The sequence below is a fragment of the Micromonospora yangpuensis genome (genome assembly GCF_900091615.1).
Classification (GTDB): Bacteria; Actinomycetota; Actinomycetes; order Mycobacteriales; family Micromonosporaceae; genus Micromonospora; species Micromonospora yangpuensis.
In genome coordinates this window covers 4,925,409-4,944,415 of the sequence record NZ_FMIA01000002.1, presented here as the reverse complement: position 1 = coordinate 4,944,415, position 19,007 = coordinate 4,925,409, and the positions used below count along the sequence as shown (strand labels likewise).

14 protein-coding genes are annotated in these 19,007 nt (G+C 73.0%); 11 read left to right on the top strand and 3 right to left on the bottom strand.

Annotated features, from left to right (window positions below; all coding sequences use genetic code 11):
- The first annotated feature begins 117 nt into the window (after nucleotides 1-117).
- The 6 genes from GA0070617_RS22205 to GA0070617_RS31115 all read left to right on the top strand — a co-directional run bounded on the left by GA0070617_RS22205 (nucleotide 118) and on the right by GA0070617_RS31115 (nucleotide 6,497).
- On the top strand, nucleotides 118-1,161 hold the full coding sequence (locus GA0070617_RS22205; RefSeq protein WP_091441997.1) for an ABC transporter ATP-binding protein: 1,044 nt from the start codon (nucleotides 118-120) through the stop codon (nucleotides 1,159-1,161).
- Nucleotides 1,161-2,243 (top strand): ABC transporter ATP-binding protein, encoded by a 1,083-nt coding sequence (locus tag GA0070617_RS22200; RefSeq protein ID WP_091441993.1) that lies wholly within the window; start codon nucleotides 1,161-1,163, stop codon nucleotides 2,241-2,243. Before GA0070617_RS22205 ends, GA0070617_RS22200 begins: the two co-directional genes overlap by 1 nt.
- The gene (locus tag GA0070617_RS22195) at nucleotides 2,243-3,682 is read left to right on the top strand and encodes an aldehyde dehydrogenase family protein (protein ID WP_091441989.1); all 1,440 of its coding nucleotides are present in this window, start codon (nucleotides 2,243-2,245) and stop codon (nucleotides 3,680-3,682) included. The genes GA0070617_RS22200 and GA0070617_RS22195 overlap by 1 nt, the downstream gene beginning before the upstream one ends.
- A 7-nt stretch (nucleotides 3,683-3,689) precedes the next feature.
- Nucleotides 3,690-4,643, top strand: coding sequence for an NAD(P)-dependent oxidoreductase (locus tag GA0070617_RS22190; RefSeq protein WP_091441986.1), 954 nt, complete (start codon nucleotides 3,690-3,692; stop codon nucleotides 4,641-4,643).
- Nucleotides 4,640-5,818 (top strand): acyl-CoA dehydrogenase family protein, encoded by a 1,179-nt coding sequence (locus GA0070617_RS22185; RefSeq protein WP_091441981.1) that lies wholly within the window; start codon nucleotides 4,640-4,642, stop codon nucleotides 5,816-5,818. The genes GA0070617_RS22190 and GA0070617_RS22185 overlap by 4 nt, the downstream gene beginning before the upstream one ends.
- 373 nt (nucleotides 5,819-6,191) lie before the next feature.
- Complete coding sequence (locus GA0070617_RS31115) at nucleotides 6,192-6,497, top strand: poly(ethylene terephthalate) hydrolase family protein (RefSeq protein WP_217628861.1); 306 nt, start codon at nucleotides 6,192-6,194, stop codon at nucleotides 6,495-6,497.
- A gap of 68 nt (nucleotides 6,498-6,565) precedes the next feature.
- Here GA0070617_RS31115 and GA0070617_RS22175 read toward each other — a convergent pair whose 3' ends face one another.
- A complete protein-coding gene (locus GA0070617_RS22175) occupies nucleotides 6,566-7,117 on the bottom strand; it encodes a QsdR family transcriptional regulator (RefSeq protein WP_091441977.1) in 552 nt (183 codons plus the stop codon).
- Nucleotides 7,118-7,463: 346 nt separating this feature from the next.
- Between GA0070617_RS22175 and GA0070617_RS30750 the strand changes: the two genes are divergently transcribed.
- Nucleotides 7,464-9,692: a hypothetical protein gene (locus tag GA0070617_RS30750; protein ID WP_091441963.1), complete on the top strand. Its 2,229-nt coding sequence runs from the start codon at nucleotides 7,464-7,466 to the stop codon at nucleotides 9,690-9,692.
- On the opposite strand, the gene GA0070617_RS22165 is transcribed toward GA0070617_RS30750, so the two are convergent.
- Nucleotides 9,653-11,728 (bottom strand): hypothetical protein, encoded by a 2,076-nt coding sequence (locus GA0070617_RS22165; RefSeq protein ID WP_175440620.1) that lies wholly within the window; start codon nucleotides 11,726-11,728, stop codon nucleotides 9,653-9,655. The two genes, GA0070617_RS30750 and GA0070617_RS22165, sit on opposite strands and share 40 nt — an antisense overlap.
- Nucleotides 11,729-11,920: 192 nt before the next feature.
- Here GA0070617_RS22165 and GA0070617_RS22160 point away from each other — a divergent pair, with 192 nt between their 5' ends.
- Entirely contained in the window at nucleotides 11,921-13,447 is a 1,527-nt protein-coding gene (locus GA0070617_RS22160; protein ID WP_091441960.1) for a S8 family serine peptidase, read from the top strand.
- Nucleotides 13,448-13,526: 79 nt separating this feature from the next.
- On the opposite strand, the gene GA0070617_RS22155 is transcribed toward GA0070617_RS22160, so the two are convergent.
- Complete coding sequence (locus GA0070617_RS22155; protein ID WP_229688459.1) at nucleotides 13,527-15,143, bottom strand: ricin-type beta-trefoil lectin domain protein; 1,617 nt, start codon at nucleotides 15,141-15,143, stop codon at nucleotides 13,527-13,529.
- A gap of 248 nt (nucleotides 15,144-15,391) precedes the next feature.
- On the opposite strand from GA0070617_RS22155, the gene GA0070617_RS22150 reads away from it, so the two are divergent.
- The 3 genes from GA0070617_RS22150 (at nucleotide 15,392) to GA0070617_RS22140 (ending at nucleotide 18,952) form a co-directional block, all read left to right on the top strand.
- The gene (locus tag GA0070617_RS22150; RefSeq protein ID WP_091441952.1) at nucleotides 15,392-17,026 is read left to right on the top strand and encodes a beta-1,3-glucanase family protein; all 1,635 of its coding nucleotides are present in this window, start codon (nucleotides 15,392-15,394) and stop codon (nucleotides 17,024-17,026) included.
- A gap of 260 nt (nucleotides 17,027-17,286) precedes the next feature.
- Complete coding sequence (locus GA0070617_RS22145; RefSeq protein WP_229688458.1) at nucleotides 17,287-17,817, top strand: sigma-70 family RNA polymerase sigma factor; 531 nt, start codon at nucleotides 17,287-17,289, stop codon at nucleotides 17,815-17,817.
- 100 nt (nucleotides 17,818-17,917) lie between these two features.
- Nucleotides 17,918-18,952 carry a zf-HC2 domain-containing protein gene (locus GA0070617_RS22140; RefSeq protein ID WP_175440619.1) on the top strand — a complete coding sequence of 345 codons (1,035 nt, stop codon included), beginning with the start codon at nucleotides 17,918-17,920 and terminating at the stop codon, nucleotides 18,950-18,952.
- The last annotated feature ends 55 nt before the right edge of the window (nucleotides 18,953-19,007 follow it).

Below are 19,007 nucleotides of genomic sequence, written 5' to 3'. Positions count from 1 at the left end.
AACTAATCTGGTGGCGGTATTCGTCGCTGTCGGGAGCCTAGACGACGAACATCGTCTGTGCAACACTCCTGGTTGACGAAAGGCGACGCTCAGGTGTCCCAAGCTGCAGGGGGTTCGATGGCCTTGTTGGAGGTGCGCGACCTGCGTACCGAATTCCGTGCCGCACGGGGTTCGGTGACCGCTGTGGACGGTGTCTCCTTCACCGTCGACGCGGGGGAGATGGTGGCCCTGGTGGGCGAGTCCGGCTGTGGCAAGTCGGCCACCGCGCAGTCCATCATGGGCCTGATCGTCCCGCCGGCCGGTGAGGTGACCGGCGGTCAGGTGATCTTCGAGGGGCAGGACCTGCTGCGGCTGCGCCCCCGCGAGCTGCGGGCGGTGCGCGGCAAGGGCATCTCGATGATCTTCCAGGACCCGATGACCTCGCTGAACCCGGTGCTCACCGTGGGCCGGCAGCTCACCGAGTCGCTCCGGCTGCACCTGGGGATGAACCGCCGCGCCGCCCGGCTCCGGGCGGTCGAGTTGCTGGAGATGGTCCGGATCCCGGCCGCCGAGACCCGGCTGAGCTCCTATCCGCACCAGCTCTCCGGCGGTATGCGGCAACGCGTGATGATCGCGATGGCGCTCTCCTGCAACCCCCGGCTGATCCTCGCCGACGAGATCACCACCGCGCTCGACGTCACCATCCAGGCCCAGATCCTGGAGCTGCTGCGCGAGCTGGCGTTGGAGACCCGGACCGCCGTCCTGTTCATCACCCACGACCTCGGGGTGGTGGCGGGCATGGCGGAACGGGTGAACGTGATGTACGCCGGCCAGATCGTGGAACGGGCCGAGACGGTAGACCTGTTCCACCGCCCGCAGATGCCCTACACCTGGGGTCTGCTGGGCTCGGTGCCCCGGCTGGACCTGGTGCGCGGGGGCAAACTGCGGCCGATCGCCGGCCGACCGCCGGAGCTGTCGGAGATGCCGGCCGGCTGCCGGTTCGCCCCCCGCTGCCGGCACGTCCGCGAGACGTGTCAGGGCGGCGTGCCCGAACTGGTCACCACCTGGGAGACACCGGACCGGGGCCAGCTGACCCGGTGCTGGGGCATGCGACCCGCCAGCGAGGGCGGTTGGCTCTCCACCGAGGACCGGCGTCCCTATCTCTCGACGGAGGAGAGCTGATGTCCGAAGCCCCGGACCAGACCGCCACCCGGTCCGCCGCGCCGGACGAGCGCACCGCGCCGGACCGGACCCTGCTGCGGGTGCGTGACCTGGCGGTCGACTTCAAGGTGCCGGTACGCGGCAAGCTGCGACCGGCCCGACTGCGCGCGGTGTCCGGGGTGGACCTGGACATCCGCCGCGGCGAGATCATCGGAGTGGTGGGGGAGTCCGGCTGCGGCAAGTCCACCACCGGCCGCGCCATCCTGCAGCTGCTCAAGCCCAGCAGCGGCACGGTGACCTTCGACGGCACCGAGCTGACCACCCTGAGCCGGGGTCGGATGCGGGCGATGCGTCGCCGGATGCAGATGATCTTCCAGGATCCGTACGCGTCACTGAACCCCCGGATGACCATCGGAGAGCTGATCGAGGAGCCGCTGCTGGTGCACGCGGACCTCTCCGCCGCGGGGCGGCGGGCCAAGGCGGTGGAGACCATGCAGCTGGTCGGGCTCAGCGAGCAGTGGCACGAGCGCTACCCGCACGAGTTCTCCGGCGGGCAACGTCAACGGGTGGGCATCGCGCGGGCCCTGGTCAGCAACCCGGACTTCATCGTCGCCGACGAACCGGTCTCCGCGTTGGACGTCTCGGTCCAGGCCCAGATCGTCAACCTGCTGGAACAACTGCAGGAGGACCTGGGGCTGACCATGATGTTCATCGCGCACGACCTGGCCGTGGTCCGGCACCTCTGCGACCGCATCGCCGTGATGTACCTCGGCACCGTCGTCGAGGTCGGCGAGTGCGAGGACATGTACCGCCGGCCGCAGCACCCGTACACCAAGGCCCTGCTCTCGGCGGTGCCGATCCCCGACCCCCTGGTCGAGACCGAACGCCGGCGGGTCATCCTCACCGGCGACGTGCCCAGCCCGCTCAGCCCGCCCAGCGGCTGCCGCTTCCGGACCCGGTGCTGGAAGGCACAGGACGTCTGCGCCACCCAGGAGCCGGTGCTGACCACCGCCGCCGGCAGCGGCCACCAGGTGGCCTGCCACTTTCCCGAGGAGCCCGGTCCGCTGGACCAGACGCTCGTCGCGGTGGCCGGTGACCGGTGATGACAGCGGTCCCGTACCACCTCAACCTGGTAGGCGGCGAGTGGGTCGACGGCGAGCGACGCCCCAACACCGGTGCGGCCCGCCCCGACGAGGTCGTCAGCGAGTACGCCCGCGCCGGTCGGGAGACCGCACGCGCGGCGATCGAGGCCGCCCGTGGCGCCCAGCCCGACTGGGCCCGGCAACCCGTCGGGTACCGGATGGAGCTGCTGGACCGGGTCGGCAGCGCCATCCTCGACCGGGTCGAGGAGCTCGCGGTGCTGCTCGCGCGCGAGGAGGGCAAGCTGCTCGGCGAGGCGCGCGGAGAGGTCACCCGGGCCGGCCAGACCTTCCGGTACTACGCCCACCAGCTGCTGCAACCCTCCGGCGAGGTGTACCCGTCGACCCGCGACCGGGTGCACGCCGAGGTCCGCCGCCGGCCGCTGGGCGTCATCGGGATCATCACACCGTGGAACTACCCGATGGCGATCCCGGCGTGGAAGGTCGCCCCCGCGCTGGCCTACGGCAACACCGTCGTGTTGAAGCCGGCCGAGCTGGTCCCCGCCTCGGCCGGGGAACTCGCCCGCATCATCACCGCCGCCGGCCTGCCACCCGGCGTGTTCAACCTGGTCATGGGGGCCGGCGGTGAGGTCGGCGACGAACTGCTCACCTCGACCGGGGTGGACGGCATCTCCTTCACCGGCAGCACCGGCACCGGTGCCCAGGTGGCCCACCAGTGCCTCACCCACGGCAACAAGCGGTTCCAGTTGGAGATGGGGGGCAAGAACCCGCTGGTGGTCCTCGACGACGCGGAGCTGGCCGTGGCGGTGCGCTGCGCCCTGGACGGCAGCTTCTTCAGCAGCGGTCAACGCTGCACGGCGTCGAGCCGGCTGATCGTGCAGGCCGGCATCCACGACCGGTTCGTCGCGGCGCTTGCCGAGGCGACCGACGCGTTGCGGGTCGGCGACCCGCTCGACCCGACCAGCCAGCTCGGCCCGGTGGTGAGCCCCGGACAGCTGGCCCAGAACCTCGACTACGTCCGGGTCGGGCTGGCCGAGGGGGCGCGCGTGGTGGCCGGCGGGGCACACCGGCCCGACGAGGGGCAGTTCATGCGCCCCACCCTCTTCGCCGGTGCCCGCAACGACATGCGGCTGGCCCGGGAGGAGATCTTCGGCCCGGTCGCCTGCGTGATCCGGGTCGACGACCTCGACGAGGCGATCGACGTCGCCAACGACACCCCGTACGGGTTGTCCGCCGGGATCGTCACCGGGTCGTTGTCGGCGGCCGAACGGTTCAAACGCGACGCCCGCGCCGGCATCGTCTCGGTCAACCTGCCCACCGCCGGTACGGAGCTGCACCTGCCGTTCGGTGGCACCGGGGCCTCCAACCACGGGCCCCGGGAGCAGGGCGGCTACGCCCGGGACTTCTACAGCGTGCCGGTGACCTGTTACACCGGCTGGTGAGGACCAGATGACCCCCAGAATCCTGCTCACCGAGCCCATCGCCGCGGCCGGCCTGGACCTGTTGCGCGCCACCGGGGAGGTGCACGTGGCGCACAGTACCGATCCGACCGACCTCGCCGGGCTGCTCGCCACCGCCGACGCCCTGGTGGTGCGCTCCTCGCCGGTGACCGCCGCCATGCTGGAGACCGCCCGGCGGCTCAAGGTCGTCGGACGCCACGGCGCCGGGCTGGACGGCATCGACCTGGCGGCCGCCGAGCGGTTGGGCATCGGGGTGGTCAGCACGCCGGGGGCCAACGCCGACTCGGTAGCCGAGTTCGTCATCCTGGCCGCCCTCACCCTCGCCCGGCAGACGCCACCGGCCGTCGCGTCGTTGGCCCGGGGTGCCTTCCCAGCCGGCCGGTCGCTGCCCTCGGCGGTCGTCGCGGCCGGCCTGACCGGCACCATGCTGTCCGGCCGCACCCTGGGCCTGATCGGGCTGGGCGCGATCGGCCGGGGCGTCGCGGCCCGCGCCCAGGGCCTCGGCATGACCGTGCTCGGTCACGACATCGCGACCACGGTGGCGCCTGCCGGAGTACGCCTGGTCGGGCTGGACGAGCTGCTGGGCGCGGCCGACGTGGTGAGCCTGCACGTGCCGCAGACCGCAGCGACCACCGGGCTGGTCGACGCCGCCGCGCTCGCCCGGATGCGGCCGGACGCACTGCTGGTGAACACCGCCCGGGCCGGCGTGGTGGACTGTGCGGCGGTGCTGGCAGCGCTGGACGCCGGGCGGCTGCGCGGGTACGCGGTGGACGTCTTCGACCCCGAGCCGCCCGCTCCGGACGACCCGCTGCTGCACCACCGGCGGGTCTTCGCCACCCCGCACCTGGCGGCGATGACCCACGACGCGCTGGACGCGATGGCCCGCGCCGTCGCCCAAGGCGTGATCGACTACCTGAAAGCCGTGGAAGGAAACCAACAGTGACCCTGCCCGTCCCCGCGCCCGCCCTCACGTACTTCGGTGTCGACCGGCTCGTCGACGACGAGACCCGGGACCTCCAGGCCGCCGTCCGTGCCTTCGTCGACCGGCGGATCCGCCCGCAGATCGCCACCTGGTACGACCAGGGCCAGCTACCCGTCCGGGAGTTGGCCGTGGAGCTGGGTGAACTCGGCGTGCTCGGCATGCACCTGACGGGTTACGGCTGCGCCGGCACCTCCGCGGTGGCGTACGGGATGGCCTGTTTCGAGCTGGAGGCGGGCGACTCGGGGCTGCGTTCACTGGTCTCGGTGCAGGGCTCGCTGGCCATGTACGCCATCTGGCGGTTCGGCTCCGAGGAGCAGAAGCAGCAGTGGCTGCCCCGGATGGCCGCCGGTACGGCGATCGGCTGCTTCGGGCTGACCGAGCCCGACTTCGGCTCCGACCCCGCCGGCATGCGTACCCGGGCCCGCCGCGACGGCACCGACTGGGTGCTCACCGGCACCAAGATGTGGATCACCAACGGCTCGGTCGCCGACGTGGCCGTGGTGTGGGCCCGTACCGACGAGGGCATCCGGGGTTTCCTCGTGCCGGCCGGTACCCCCGGCTTCACCGCCCCGGAGATCACCGGCAAGCTCTCCCTGCGCGCCTCGGTCACCTCCGAGCTGGTCCTCGACGACGTACGGCTGCCGGCCGAGGCGATGCTGCCGGAGGCCGCCGGCCTCTCCGGCCCGCTGTCCTGCCTCAACGAGGCCCGGTTCGGCATCGTCTTCGGCGCGCTCGGCGCGGCGCACGACTGTCTGGAGACGACCGTCGGGTACGCCCGCAGCCGGCAGATCTTCGACAAGCCGCTCGCCGCCTACCAGGCCACCCAGCTCAAGCTCGCCGACATGGGGCTGGAACTGGGCAAGGGCATGCTGCTGGCGCTGCAGATCGGCGCGTTGAAGGACGCCGGCACCCTGGACCACCGGCAGATCAGCCTGGGCAAACTCAACAGCGTGCGGGAGGCCATCGCCATCGCGCGCGAGTGCCGGGCCGTCCTCGGCGCGGCCGGGATCACCCTCGACTACCCGGTCCTGCGGCACGCGGCCAACCTGGAGTCGGTGCTCACCTACGAGGGCACCTCCGAGGTGCACCAGCTGATCATCGGGCAGGTGCTGACCGGCCACGCCGCCTTCCACTGACGCGGTTGCCGCGTCGCCGTCCACTGACGCGGTTGCCGCGTCGCCGTCCACTGAACCATCCGCCGGGTCGGCGGGGGAAGCTGCGACGGCCATCTCACGATCACCGTCCTACCTGGTCAAGCGGGTGCCACCGGCAATAGCGTCGGGGTCGCCCGGTACGACGTACCGGTGGCACCACCAGCGCCGACCGGACAGGCTCGTACCGGTGCTCTCCGGTGGTGCGGTGACCATCATCGGAGTGGGAGGGTCGATGCAACCTTCATTCGCCGTGCCGCAGCCTGCCTCATCCCCGCCAGGCCGGCACGCTGCCCCGACCGGCCGGCCGGGCCGCGCCGGGCGCCGGGCACGGGGCCTGTTCGCCACGGCCCTCGCCGTGCTGCTCGTCGCGGCCGGCCTCATCCTGATCCCCGACGCCGACGCGGCCGAGAACCCGTTCGAGCGCGGCCCGGCCCCCAGCGTGGCGAGCATCGCCGCCACCCGGGGGCCGTTCGCGGTCTCCGAGGAGACCGTTTCGTCGCGCAGCGTCAGCGGGTTCGGCGGCGGCACCATCTACTTCCCGACCAGCACCAGCTTACGAGCAGTTCCTCTGCCCGGGGCCGGCACCGGACCGGCAGGTCGCCGAGTACCGGGACAGCTGCCCGCACTCGTCCTGACCTGCACCCCCGGTGTGAACCACTGACGCGGTGTCCGGTGGGCTCCCACCCGCCGGACACCGCGTTTCCGCCGCCGGCACCGACGGCGCTGGGCTCAGCGGGCGGGGGTGAGCAGGGCCCATAGCGCCTGCTCGGCGAGGTCGAAGTCGGGCTGCTGCCCGGCGAGCAGCTCGGCGTAGAGCGCGGACTCGACGATCCGGATGTAGAGGTACGCCACCGACCGGGGCGTGGCGCAGCAGCGGGACAGGTCGGGGCCGAGCACCTCCCGGAAGATCTGCTCCTGGGCGCAGACGAAGCGCTGGTGCACCTGACCGGAGGCGGTGAACAGCACCCGGGCGGCGACCTCCGGCTCGGCGACGAGGAACCGGCGCAACGGCGCGGAGGCCAGCAGAGCGTCGGCGAAGCGCCGGGTCACCTCCACCACCCCGCTGACCCCACCCTGGCGGCGGGCCCGGCGGGCCTCGGTGAGCTGACGGCTGCCGAGCCACCACAGGACGTCACCGAGCAGCCGGTCCCGACTCCCCGCGACCCGGTACAACGTGGCCCGACTGACCGCGAGCGTACGGGCGAGTTCGTCCATGTCGATCGAGCTGTGGGCGAGAAAGTGGTGGCTGCCACCGCGTACCACCGTCTCGCGGCTGATCACCCGGCGCGTCGACGCGGACCGGACACCCCGGTTCGCCGGGGCGGACCCGTCACCACGCCGCCCGGTGCCACCCGGCCGGGCTCGGAACGTCGCTGATCCCATGCCTGGTACACGGGCGGTGCCGGCCAGACGTTCAGGACCGGCCCCCTCGAAGGTGCTTTGAGCTGCCTGAACAGTCGTCCACTGCGGTTCAAGTCTACGCAGGGTGAGCCTCTGCTGGCGGAGAAGGACGTTCCGGTCGCCCACTGTGCCCAGATCCCGCCGGAGGAGACCTGACTCGCATTGAACCGTCCGGACCCCGATTCGTATAAGGGGGCCGGGGCGGGAGGATGTTCACGATGCGAGGGTGTGGAAGGCGATGGTGTTGATGCGGCGAGTCATGGCGGCGGTGCTGCTACTGGTAGGGATCGTGGTACTGGTCCCGGCCGGGCCGGCCGGCGCGGCACCCGCCGAGACCGGCAGGTACTACGTGGTCGGGCCGGCGGTGGACGGCCAACGGGAGTACCTCTACGCCATCGCCCTGCGCACCCTCGGCAACGGTAACCGGTTCCGGGAGATCGTCGAGCTCAACGAGGGCCGGACGCAGCCGGACGGTGACACCTTCACCGACGGGCTGGTGCTCAAGCCCGGTTGGCTCCTGGTGCTGCCCGAGGACGCCAAGGGTTCCGGGGTACGCAAGGGACCGTTGCCGAAGGCCGACCGCTCTCCGCGGCCGAGCCCGCCCAGCCCGGCACCGAGCCCGACCAGTGCGGCACCGAGCCCGTCGCGGACGAGTTCCGCGCCGAGCGCACCGGCGTCCTCGGCCGCCGGCCGGCCCACCTCGGCTCCGCCCGCCGCCGAGGAGGAGGAACCCACCCGGGCCGCCGCCCGGCCGGCCGGGAACTCCGATCCGGTGGACCCGCTGCTGATCCGGGGCGGCGCCGGGCTGCTGGCCGTGGTGTTGGCCGCCGCCGCCCTGATGCTGCTGCGTCGGGGCGGGCCTCGCGGCGGGGGCGCACTGGCCCTGGAGGACAACGGCCCCTGGCCGCCGCATCGGCACCACACCCCCATTCCCGGCCAACCCACGCCCGGCGTCGGGGGTGCGGCTGCCGGTCCCGGCCAACCGACCGCGCCGCCCAACCAGACCGTTGCGGTCAGCCTGGTGACCCCACCAGCGCCGCCTGCGCCCACCGCGCCACCAGCGCCGCCTGCGCCCGCCGGGCCGTCGCGCGGTGCCGCACCGTCCACTCCGCCGCAGCAGAGCGCCCCGCGGTCCTCCGAGGCGCCAGCCCGCAGCACCCCGCCACCCCCACCCCCACCGTCCGCCCGGCAGCAGGGCCGCGCCGCGTCGCCTGCTGACGCCGGGCCGTCCGACAGCGCCGGGCGCCCCTCCGGTGCCGACTCGTCCTCTCCGGCCAGCACAGCGCCGAAGCAGCCCGCACGCTTGGCCCCGCCGCCGCCGCCACCGCCACCCGCCGCGCCTGCGTCCTCGCCACCGGCCCCACCCGCGTCGTCGACGCCTGCCGCGCCTGCGCCCGCGTCACCACCGGCCGCGCCCGCGTCACCACCGGCCGCGCCCGCGTCGTCGCCGCCCGCGCCCGCGTCGTCGGCACCGTCATCGCCGGACGCCGGAAAGCCGCCGTGGCCGCCGATGTCGCCGGACTCCTCGGCGGAGGTCTCGGCCTCCACCCCGTCAGGGCGGCCGGCGCGGGTGTCGCCACCGGCACCGGACTCTCCGGCGACGGCACCGTCCGTACCGGCGTCGCCGCGCAACGGCGTGGACCGTTCAGCAACCGACCGGCCCGACGCCGGCGGCCCGACCGCACCCACCCCGGCCGCGATGCCGGCCCCTCCGGCCGCCCCGCCGACCCCGCCCACGCCGCCCGCAGCACCGCAGCCGGCCCCGCCCACTCCGCCCACGCCGGCCGCAGCGCCGCCGGCCCCGACCAGCTCCAGGCCGACCGCGCCGCCGGCCGCGCCGCCGGCCGCGCCGCCGGCCGCGCCGTCGGACGGGCCGCGTCCGACGGTGCCGGTCGAGGGCGAGGTGCCGTACCTCAGCACGGACCTGGAGACCGAGGTCGGGCCGGTCAGCGTCCGGCTGGTCGGGGTGGCGGCCGGTCGTGGTGCCCCCGCGTACGCCTGGCTCGGCGCGGGGGAGCCGGCACCGTCGGCGACCCTGCCGCTGGTGCTGGGCAACCAGGGGCCCTGGCGGCTGCACGTGGATCTCAGTCGGGCGCCGGACGTGCTCACGCTCGTCGGGTCCACCGAGGTGTGCCAGCGTACGGCGGCACTGTTCGCCCGGCAGCTGCGCGCCGCCGGGGTCGGGGTGGCCGTGGTCGGTACGGCGCTGGGCACCCATACCGTCGACGGTCTGCGCACCCTGCCCGCACTGCCCGAGCCGCCGGCGCCGGGGGAGGAGCTGCCGGCACCGTACGTCGTGTTCGTCGCCGGCCTGGCGGGCCCGGCGATGGCCAGTGTGCGTCGGCTGGCCGCGGCCACCGGGGGACGGTGCGTACCGGTGCTGATGGGCCCGGTCCCGGGTGGCCGGTGGTCGCTTCAGCTCCTGCCGGGCGGCCGGCCGGGCACGGCGGACTGAAGCCGGGCCGCGGCGGCCGACAGCGGCGTGGGCGGGAGGTCCGGGATACGTTCCCAGGTCCCCGCCTGCGCCCGGTACGCCCGGTGCACCCGGACCCGGTCGTACGAGCGGCTGCCGAGGATCAGCTCCACCCCGGCGGTGCGTAGCCGCTGGGCCCGGGTCCGGACCAGGGTCAGCCCGGCCAGCGAGTCGGCGGTGTGACCGACGTCGACGGTCCGGCCCCGGGGCACCCGTACCTCCACCAGCAGCCGGCCGGGACAGACGGCCGGCTGCCGACGGTACAGCCGCAGCCAGCCCCGGGGCAGCCGGCGGGACTTCGCCGGCAGCAGCGCGTACGCCCGCCGGGTGCCGAAGCCGGGCCAGCGGTGCAGGTCGTTGGGGAGACCGGCGATCGACCGGGGGGTGGGTGCGCACTGGATCCGCAGCGCGCCCTCGGTGACGTCACCGACGGGGCGCAGCCGACCGAAGCCCTCCGAGCGGAACCCGCCGACCACCCGTACCCGGTCCAGCCGGGCCGCCGGCAGCAGGTAGGTGTCGGCGGTGCCCATCAGGTACTGCAGGCGGGCCGGTACGTGCGAGCGCAGCTGCGAGATCGTGATCGCGCCACCGGGGCGGATCCGGACCCGCAGCAGGTCGGTGCCGGCCGGCACCGACCGGGGGTCGAGGAAGGCGACCAGGAACAGCTCGGCGCTGGCCACGCCATCGGTGGCCGCGGTGGCCGGATCCTGTTCGGCCCGGACGAACGCCTCGAACTCCGCGCCGTTGACCATCTGCCCCGGGCGTAGCCAGGGCGGGCCGTACGCCGGGTCGCGGCGGCCCTCGGTGACCAGCGTGGGGCGGGCCAGGGGGGCGACCAGCTCGGCCGGCGCCGCATCGGCCGGCGCGGGGTCCGCCGGGCCGGTGGTCGCGGGTGCGGCTCCCGGCTCGGCGGCCTGCGGGCTCGCCCCGGTGGCGTCCGACCCGGTGTCGGTGCCGATGTCGGGGACGGGGGAGGACACGACGATGCGTTCGCGGGTCAACCGGGAGACCAGCCGGCCGTCCGGCGTCGAGTCGAGCACCGGTGGGCCGTCGGCGTACCTCGGTCGGTGGGCCTGCCACGGGGTGGCGCCGCCCGCCGGGTCGAGTGCCCGCAGGTCACGTTGGTCGTCGACCAGTTCGGCGCTGCCGCCCGGCGGCGGGGTCCAGACCGTGGCCCCGGTCATCTCGGCCAGCTCGACGGTCTGCTCGGCGAGCTGGTGCTGCTCCTCCGGATCGGACGGCCAGGTCAGCCAGAGCCGCAGGTCGGCGCCGTAGAGGGGGAGGTCACCGAGGAGGGCGGCGAGCTGACCACCGTTGTGTACCTCCTGGGTGCCGCTGTAGTTGCCGATCAGGAAACCACCGGAGCGGGCCGAGACGGCGACCGTGACGACGCCCTCCGCGGTGAACCCGAGCCGGTGCGCGGTGGCCCGCCGGGCCACGAAGTCCGCCCGGGTGGCCAGGGCGAGCCCGTCCGGCAGCGGCAGGCCGACCACCCCGGTACGGGGCCGGACCAGGCCCTCCTCGACGGCGAACCAACCGGGCAGCGGGGTGGCGAGGTCCGGCGGCTGCAGGACGAGCCAGTCCTTCGGCTGCCGGGTGACCCGGTCCATCGGCACCGCGTGCAGCGGGGCGTCCTCCGGCGCCGGGCCGGTGCCGTTCTCGGTGACCTGGATGTTGGTGTGCCGGATGTCGGCGCCCTCCGGGCTGATCAGCACGTCGTGCCCGAGCAGCCCGGCCACCTCGGTGAACAGTCCGATGTGGCGGGCGCCGTCGTCGGCCAGGATCCGTACCTCGTGCGCGGCGTCCCCGACCCGGCGGACCAGGTTGGCCACCGCGCGGGCGTCGAGCGGCCGGCCCGGGTCGGTGGGCACCATCAGGCGTCCCTCCGGGCCGGTGGCCATCCAGAGGTCGAGCAGCCCGGCGATCCGCCGGTGCCGGCGGGGGTCGAAGCGACGGGTCGCCGGCGCACGTTCCAGACCCCTGCTGCGTACGCCCGGAGCCCGCTTGATACCTGTCACCACCGTTCCCCACCTTCGCCAGGGTTGACCCGACCCGTCGTACCCGCACGTGGTTGTCGGTACGCTCGGTCGTCTCCATGACGAGGATCATGCAAATCTGGTTCAGATTGATTTGAACGAAGTCGGCGCTGATCCGCAATAGAGGGGTGAGGCCGGTGACGCTCGGCCGCGGTGACCGAAGGAGGACTCTCAGTGCTGGCTAAGCGATCCATGCTTGCCCGCCTGCTCGTGTTGGTGGTGGCCAGCTGCGCGATCCTGGCTGCCCCGCAGCCAGCGGTGGCGAAGACCACACCGGACGCGCAGGCGTACGTGAAGTACTACGTCGTCGCCAAGGAGTACCAGGGACAGCCGGAGAACCTCACCACGATCGCCCGTCGGTTCCTCGGCAGCGGCGAACGCTCGACGGAGATCTACCAGCTGAACACCGGCCGGGTGCAGCCCGACGGCGCCCGGCTGACCGACCCGGCGAAGTTGTCGGCCGGGTGGCACCTGGTGCTGCCCTGGGACGCCGCCGGTGAGGGCGTCCAGTACGGCCAGATCCCGAGCGCGAGCCCGAAGCCGAGTCCCCGACCGAGCCGGTCGCCGACCCCCCGGCCGGAACCGGCGCCGAGCAGCCCGGCGCCCAGCAGTCCGACCCCCACGCCGAGCAGCCCGAAGCCCAGCCCCAGCCCCAGCGGCGACGACGACGGGTCGGAGAAGTGCACCGCCACCAGCGGGTCCAGCAGCCGGTCGGACTGGGCCCAGCTGCGGATGGCCGCCGAGAGCGCGTGGTCCCAGACCCGGGGCAACGGCGTCAAGGTGGCCGTGGTCGACTCCGGTGTCGACGCCTCGGTGCAACAGCTCAGCGGCCGGGTCGCGGTGGGCGCGGACGTGACCGTCGGCAACGGTCGGGGTGACACCGACTGCCTCGGCACCGGCACCGCGATGGCGGGCATCATCGCCGCCGACAGCAGCGGGGAGAACACCAGCGACGACCCGCCGGTGGGGGTGGCCCCGGACGCCACCATCCTGCCGGTACGGATGGTGCGGACCACCGGCAAGGCCCGGCCGGCCGATGCCGCCAACGCCATCGAGGTGGCGGTCAGCGCGGGTGCCTCGGTCGTCGCGCTGGGTGAGCACGTCGATCTGACCGACCCCACCGTGGCGGCCTCGGTGACCACCGCCCTCAACCACGACGTGCTGGTGGTGGCGGGCGCACCGACCAAGCCGTTCACGGCCCCGTCGCCCAGCGAACGGTCCGGTACCGGCGCCCTGCTGCTCACCGGCGGGGTCGGTGCCGGTGACCAGCTCGCCGACGAGTACCAGGAGGGCATGGTGGAGGTCGTCGCGCCCGGCGTGGACGTGGCGAGCGTCGCCGTCGGCGGCGACCGGGTGCAGAGCAACACCGGCACCCAGTACGCGGTGGCCTTCGTGGCCGGCCAGGCGGCCCTGGTCCGGGCCGCCTACCCGGACCTGACCGCCGACAAGGTCAAGCAGCGCATCGTGTCCACCGCGGACGCCATGGGCGGGCAGGCGCCGAACGCCCAGTTCGGGGCCGGCATGATCAACCCGGCGAGCTCGGTGACGCGGACCCTCGCCGACGGCAACCAGGTGGCCAACGAGCAGGAGAGCGGTGGCAGTGCCCTGGCCATCTTCGCCATCCTGCTGGTCATCGCCCTGGTGATCGGCGCCGGCGTGGTCCTGATGCTGCGGATGCGCCGTCGCGGGTACGCCGGCTAGCCCGGTCAACCGGCCCGAACTGACGGTGCCCGGTTCCCCTCGCGGAGGGGAACCGGGCACCGGTGTTTGCGGGCAGGAACTACCTGGTGTAGATCTCCTGCTCGGCGTTGCCGACGCAGATCCAGATGTTCATCGACGAACCCACCTTGTTGGTGACCCGGTCCAGGCACCGGTCGCTGTAGCGGTTGAAGAGCACCCGCTTGCCGCCGTGGGTGATCCGCTCCCACTTCTGGGCGCCGGTGCCGTTGCACTTGGCGACCTGCACCGCGGTGCCGTCCTTCTTCTCCGCCCAGGCCACGTCGAGGCAGAGGGAGTTGGCCCGGACGGTGCCGTCGGAGCGGAAGTCCCACCACTGCGACTTGTCCTCGCGGCACTTCTGCATGGTCACCGGGGTGCCGTCACCGCCGGTGCCGGCGCTGAGGCAGAGCCAACCGTCACGGAGTTGGATCTGCCGCATGTTCGACGGCCGGGCCGGCGGCTCGGCCTCGGGGGCGTTCGGCTTGGGCGCGGCTGCCGTGGTCTCGTCGTCGGCCGGGGTCTCCGGCTTCGGCGCTTCCTCGGTCTCCTCGTTCTTCACCGGGTCGGGCGTCGGCGCCGGGGTCGGCGACTCCGACTCCGTCTCCGTCGGCGCGGGCTTCGGCTTCGGCGTCGGAGACGGCTCCGGATTCGCCGACGCCGGCAGCTTGAGCCGACCGTCCAGCGTGTAGAACTCGGTGTGCTCGCGCACCGTGCGCGCGAACGACTGGGTCTCGGCGTCCAGGTTCCCGCCGGTCTGCCGGACCGCGGTCGGTCCGTTCCGGTACGCCGCCAGCGCCACCAGGTAGGGGTCACCCTCCAGGCCGGCGAGTTCCTTCTGCAGCGCGCACATCGCCGTGCCGACCGCCGGGATCGCCACCCGCGGATCCCAGGCCGAGACGTCCTTCGGCCCGTGCTCCTGCCACACCTCGGGCCGGAACTGCGCGATCCCCCGCTCGCCGTTGGGGCCGAGCATGTTGACGTCGAACTCCGACAGCGCCATGAGCTGGGCGGCCACCGCGGCGGGTGGGACCAGCTCGCAGACCGAGCCGGCCTTCACGATGAGCTTGGTGTACTCGGCCGGGACGGCCTTCGGCTGCTGCCGGTCGGTGCGGGGCCGGGGCTCACCGGAGCCACCGAACGCGACCAGCTTGCCGTAGTAGCCGGCGTAACCGCTGGCCTGGTCGACGTAGCCGAGCGCGTCCGACGGCACGCCCTTGGCGTCGCGTACCTTGTCGATCCCGGTGTGGAAGGCGGCCAGCGAGAGTCGCCAACCGTCACCGGCGATCTCGGAGACGCGGACCTGTCCGCTCAGGTCGCACATCTGGTGGGCCAGGGCGAAGATGTTCGCGGCGCTGTCCGACCGCTCCGCGTTCGGCCAGGGGGCCCACCTCTTCCACTTGTCGGAGTCGAGTCCGGCGATGCCCTTGCCGCCGGACGCGGTCTCGTTGGCCATGGGGTCGAGCCCGGACTCAGCCATGAGCTGTCCGGCGAGTCGGGCGGGGCTGAGCGCCGGGCAGGCGCGGGCCGCAGCCTGGATGGTGGTCAGGTGTTCGTCGGAGACGGTCCGACCGGTCAGGTCGTCGTCCTGGGCCGAGGCGACGCCCCAGCCGATGGCCGCGACCACCATGCTGACCACGGCCAGGCCGCCGACGGCACCGGCCGCCGCACGGCGGGGCATCCGACCGAGGGGTGATCGGGCGGACGGGGATTCGGGTTTCACGCAGGCATCCCTTCCGGTGTTGCGACATCGTTGACACCGACGGCCAGCCGATGCGTTTGGTTCACCGGGCTCACAGATTTGTTGATTTTTGTGCCGCCCGACATTGAACCGAGGTGGGTGCCGGCCCGTCAACGTGGCTACCGCCGGCGCGAGGGTCGCTTCGACCACGTGTGCGGCCACCGGGTTGTCCACGAAGGAGGCAGGTCATGTTGACGCGACGCAGGGTACTCGGGCTAGGGGGCGCCGCAGCCGCTGTGGTCGGCGTGCCGCTGGTGGCCGCCCCGCTGATCTCCCGGGCGCAGGCCTCGGGTGGCCTGCCGCTGACCATCGTGAACAGCACCGGGCGCTACGACAACTCCAAGATCCGGATGTACGTCGTCGGCACCAACCTGGAGACCGGCCAGATGGGCTACGTCCGGGAGAGCGGCAAGTTCACCCCGGCCAACCCGGCCGACAACAACGGCGACATCGGGGTGAGCCTGGCCAGCTCCGGCGCGACCAAGTTCGCCCTGCCGATGATGTCCGGCCGGGTCTACTTCGCCATCAACGGGCGGCTCAAGTTCACCGTGGTCACCGACGGTAACGGTCGACCGGCGTTGCAGTATCCGGTGGGCTGGGCGGAGGGTGACCCGGCCTACCAGGTGCTGCACGACTGCTGGGAGTTCACGTACAGCCCGGCCGGGATGTTCTGCAACACCACCATGGTGGACATGTTCAGCATCCCGATGTCGATCCGGCTCAACGGGGGCAGCCAGCAGGTCACCGGCAAGCTCAAGGACGGCGGCCGGGACGCGATCTTCGCCGAGCTGTCCCGCCAGCCCGGCTTCGAGCGCCTCGTCATCGGGGACAAGCTGCGGATCATCGCTCCCGGTAAGGGCATCGAGACGGGGCGTTTCAACCCCAACTACTTCGACGGGTACGTCGCCGAGATGTGGGACCGGTACAGCAAGACCGACCTGCGGGTGCGTACCAACGCCGGCACGTTCCGGGGGCGGGTGGTCGGCGGTCGGCTGACCTTCGACAACGGGGTACGGGCCTTCGACCGGCCGTCGACGGCCAACGTGTTGCACTGCGACGGGGCGCTCGCCGCACCCAACGACGGGGTCTCCGGCCCGGTGGCCGCCATCCTCGGCGCCGCGCTCAACCGCTCGGTGCTGGGTCAGGCCGACCAGCCCACCACCAACCGGAGCGCGTTCTACCAGCACCCGGTGACCAACCACTACGCCCGGGTGCTGCACCGGCACTCCGCCGAGGGCAAGGCGTACGGCTTCCCCTTCGACGACGTGGTCGACGACGCCGCGTACATCCAGGACCACTCGCCGGGGGAGGTCACGGTCACCCTGACGCCGTTCGGCGCCGGGTCCGGCGGCGACGCGCCGCCGGCGGGCAACGTGCCGGGACCGGTGATCGCCAAGGAGCAGCACGGCGCGCCGACGGATGTCCAGCGCAACCGGGGGGTGGAGCAGGACATCGCGGCGACCACCTACGACCGGGACCACGGCGCGCAGCGGGAGGGCCGGCACGTCGGCTTCCTCGCCCACGGCGACTGGATCTGCTTCCAGGGCGTGAACTTCGGGGACAAGTTCGTCAAGCGCTTCTCGCTGGAGGTCGCCTCCGGTGCCGAGGGCGGCATCGCGGGCCTGGTCGAGCTGCGGCTGGACGACCCGGGCAGCAAGCCGATCGGCTCGATCCACCTGGCCAACACCGGTGGCTGGGAGCGGTGGGTGTGGGCCACCAACGGCATGGACTGGATGATGGGCAAGCGCGACGTCTACCTGACCATCAACAGCGGTCGGCCCGAGGAGATCGGTAACATCCGTCGGCTGAAGTTCCACCGGTGAGCGTGGCGTCCGCCCTCGCCGTACCCGGGGCGAGGGCCTCCACCCTGGAGCCGCCGGGACCGGTCGTCACCGGCCCCGGCCGGCGGCACCGGCCCCGGATCAGGCGACGGCCGAGAGCACTGTCCGATCGGTACGGCTATTCTCTCCCACTAAGCGGGCTCGGTGTCGATGCACCGACTCCGCCGTACGGTAGTGATCCGTACGTCGAGGGAGGGCGTTCTGTGTCGGCGGTGCCCAACGAAGCACTCGAGACGTGGGCCGTGGGCGACGCCGTGACCGAGCGGACCTCGCCCGAGGTCCTGATGCGGCAGATCCACGAGCAGTACCGCGTACCCCTGTTGCGGTTCCTCACCCGGCTGGTCCTCGGGCAGCAGGAACTCGCCGAGGACCTGGTGCAGGAGACCTTCCTGCGTACCTGGCGCAACCTGGCGGCCCTCGCCGAGGATCCGCGACGGATCGCGCCCTGGCTCTACACCGTGGCCCGGCACGTGGCCATCGACGCCATGCGGGCCCGGCAGGCCCGGCCACCCGAGGTCGCCATCCCGGACCTCAACCGGCTCTCCTCGTCCGACGACGAGATGGACCGGGTGGTCAGCACGCACACGGTCCGGCTCGCGCTGCAACAGATCAAGCCGGAGCACCGTGCGGTGCTCATCGAGATGTACTACAAGGGAGCCTCGGTCGCGGAGGCCGCGGAGAGACTCGGAATACCGGAGGGTACGGTAAAGTCCAGGACGTATTATGCGGTACGCGCGCTGCACGCAGCGATCGGTCCGACCGAGCCGTCCTGATGTCTCGTCGTCCTGGTCCTTCGCTCGATCTCCGGCACGGGTGCCGTCCCGGGGATCGCCACACCGTATGCGGTGTCGTCGGGTTGAGAGAGGGGGCGTGATGCGCACCAGCGGTGACAGTCCGACTGCTGAGCATGACGCGCTGGCTCTCTACCTGCTCGGCGCGCTCGACGAGACCGAACGGGTCGCCTTCGAGCAGCATCTGGCCGGCTGCTGGGAGTGCCTCTCGGCGGCGGGCGACATGGGCAGCGTGACCAGCGCCCTCGGTGGCCTCGACGCCGCCGACTGGGACGCTCTCGCCGCCCTGCCACCGGAGTTCGCCGAGTTCGATCCCACCCGCGATCCGGGGGGTCCACCTGACCCGGCCGGTCGGCCGGCGGCAGCCCCCACCCGGTCGCTGACCCAGCAGGCCTCGACCGGGACCGGATCCCCGACCGGGGAGTCGGGGAAGGCGGAGCCGGTCGGTCCCACCTCGGCCGCCCCGGCACCGACCGGTGACGAGCCGGGCGGCGGTGAGCCGCCCGGTGGTGTCGAGGGCGGTGGCGGTCGACGTGCTGCCCGCCGTGGCACCGGCGCCCGGACCGTCGGTGCCATCAGGCCGGCCGGAAGCCGACCGAGCCCCGGTCCGGGTGGTGGTCCGTCGAGTGGTGCTCCGTCCGGTGGTGCTCCGTCCGGCAGTGCCCCGTCCGGCAGTGGTCCGGCGCGTGGTCGACCGCCCCGGGCCGCCCGGCACCGTCGGTTCAAGATCTGGGGCGGGGTGGCCGCCGCGTTCATGGCCGTCGTCCTCGCCGGGGGCATCGTGGCCGGCATCGGTCTCGGTGACCGTACCGACCAGGTGCTGACCGCCAGCGGGGAGGCACGCGGCCAGGGGGTCAGCCTCTCCGTCGCCATCACCACCGCCGACAACCAGGGCTCCACCATCCGGATCACCGCCACCGGCCTGCGTCAGGGCCTGCGCTACCGCGTTTTCGCGGTGACCAAGGACGGCACCACCCACACGGTGCGCGACTGGACGGCCTCGACCGGCACCCAGGAGGTGACCGGCGAGTTGGCGCAGCCCGTCGACGACCTCGCCTTCGTCACGGTGGGGCTGCTCGACGGCACGGCGATCGTCACGGCCCCGATCACCAGGTGATGACGCGCCCACCCCGGTGACCGCCGGAGTGGGCGCGATCCCTGTTGGTCAACTT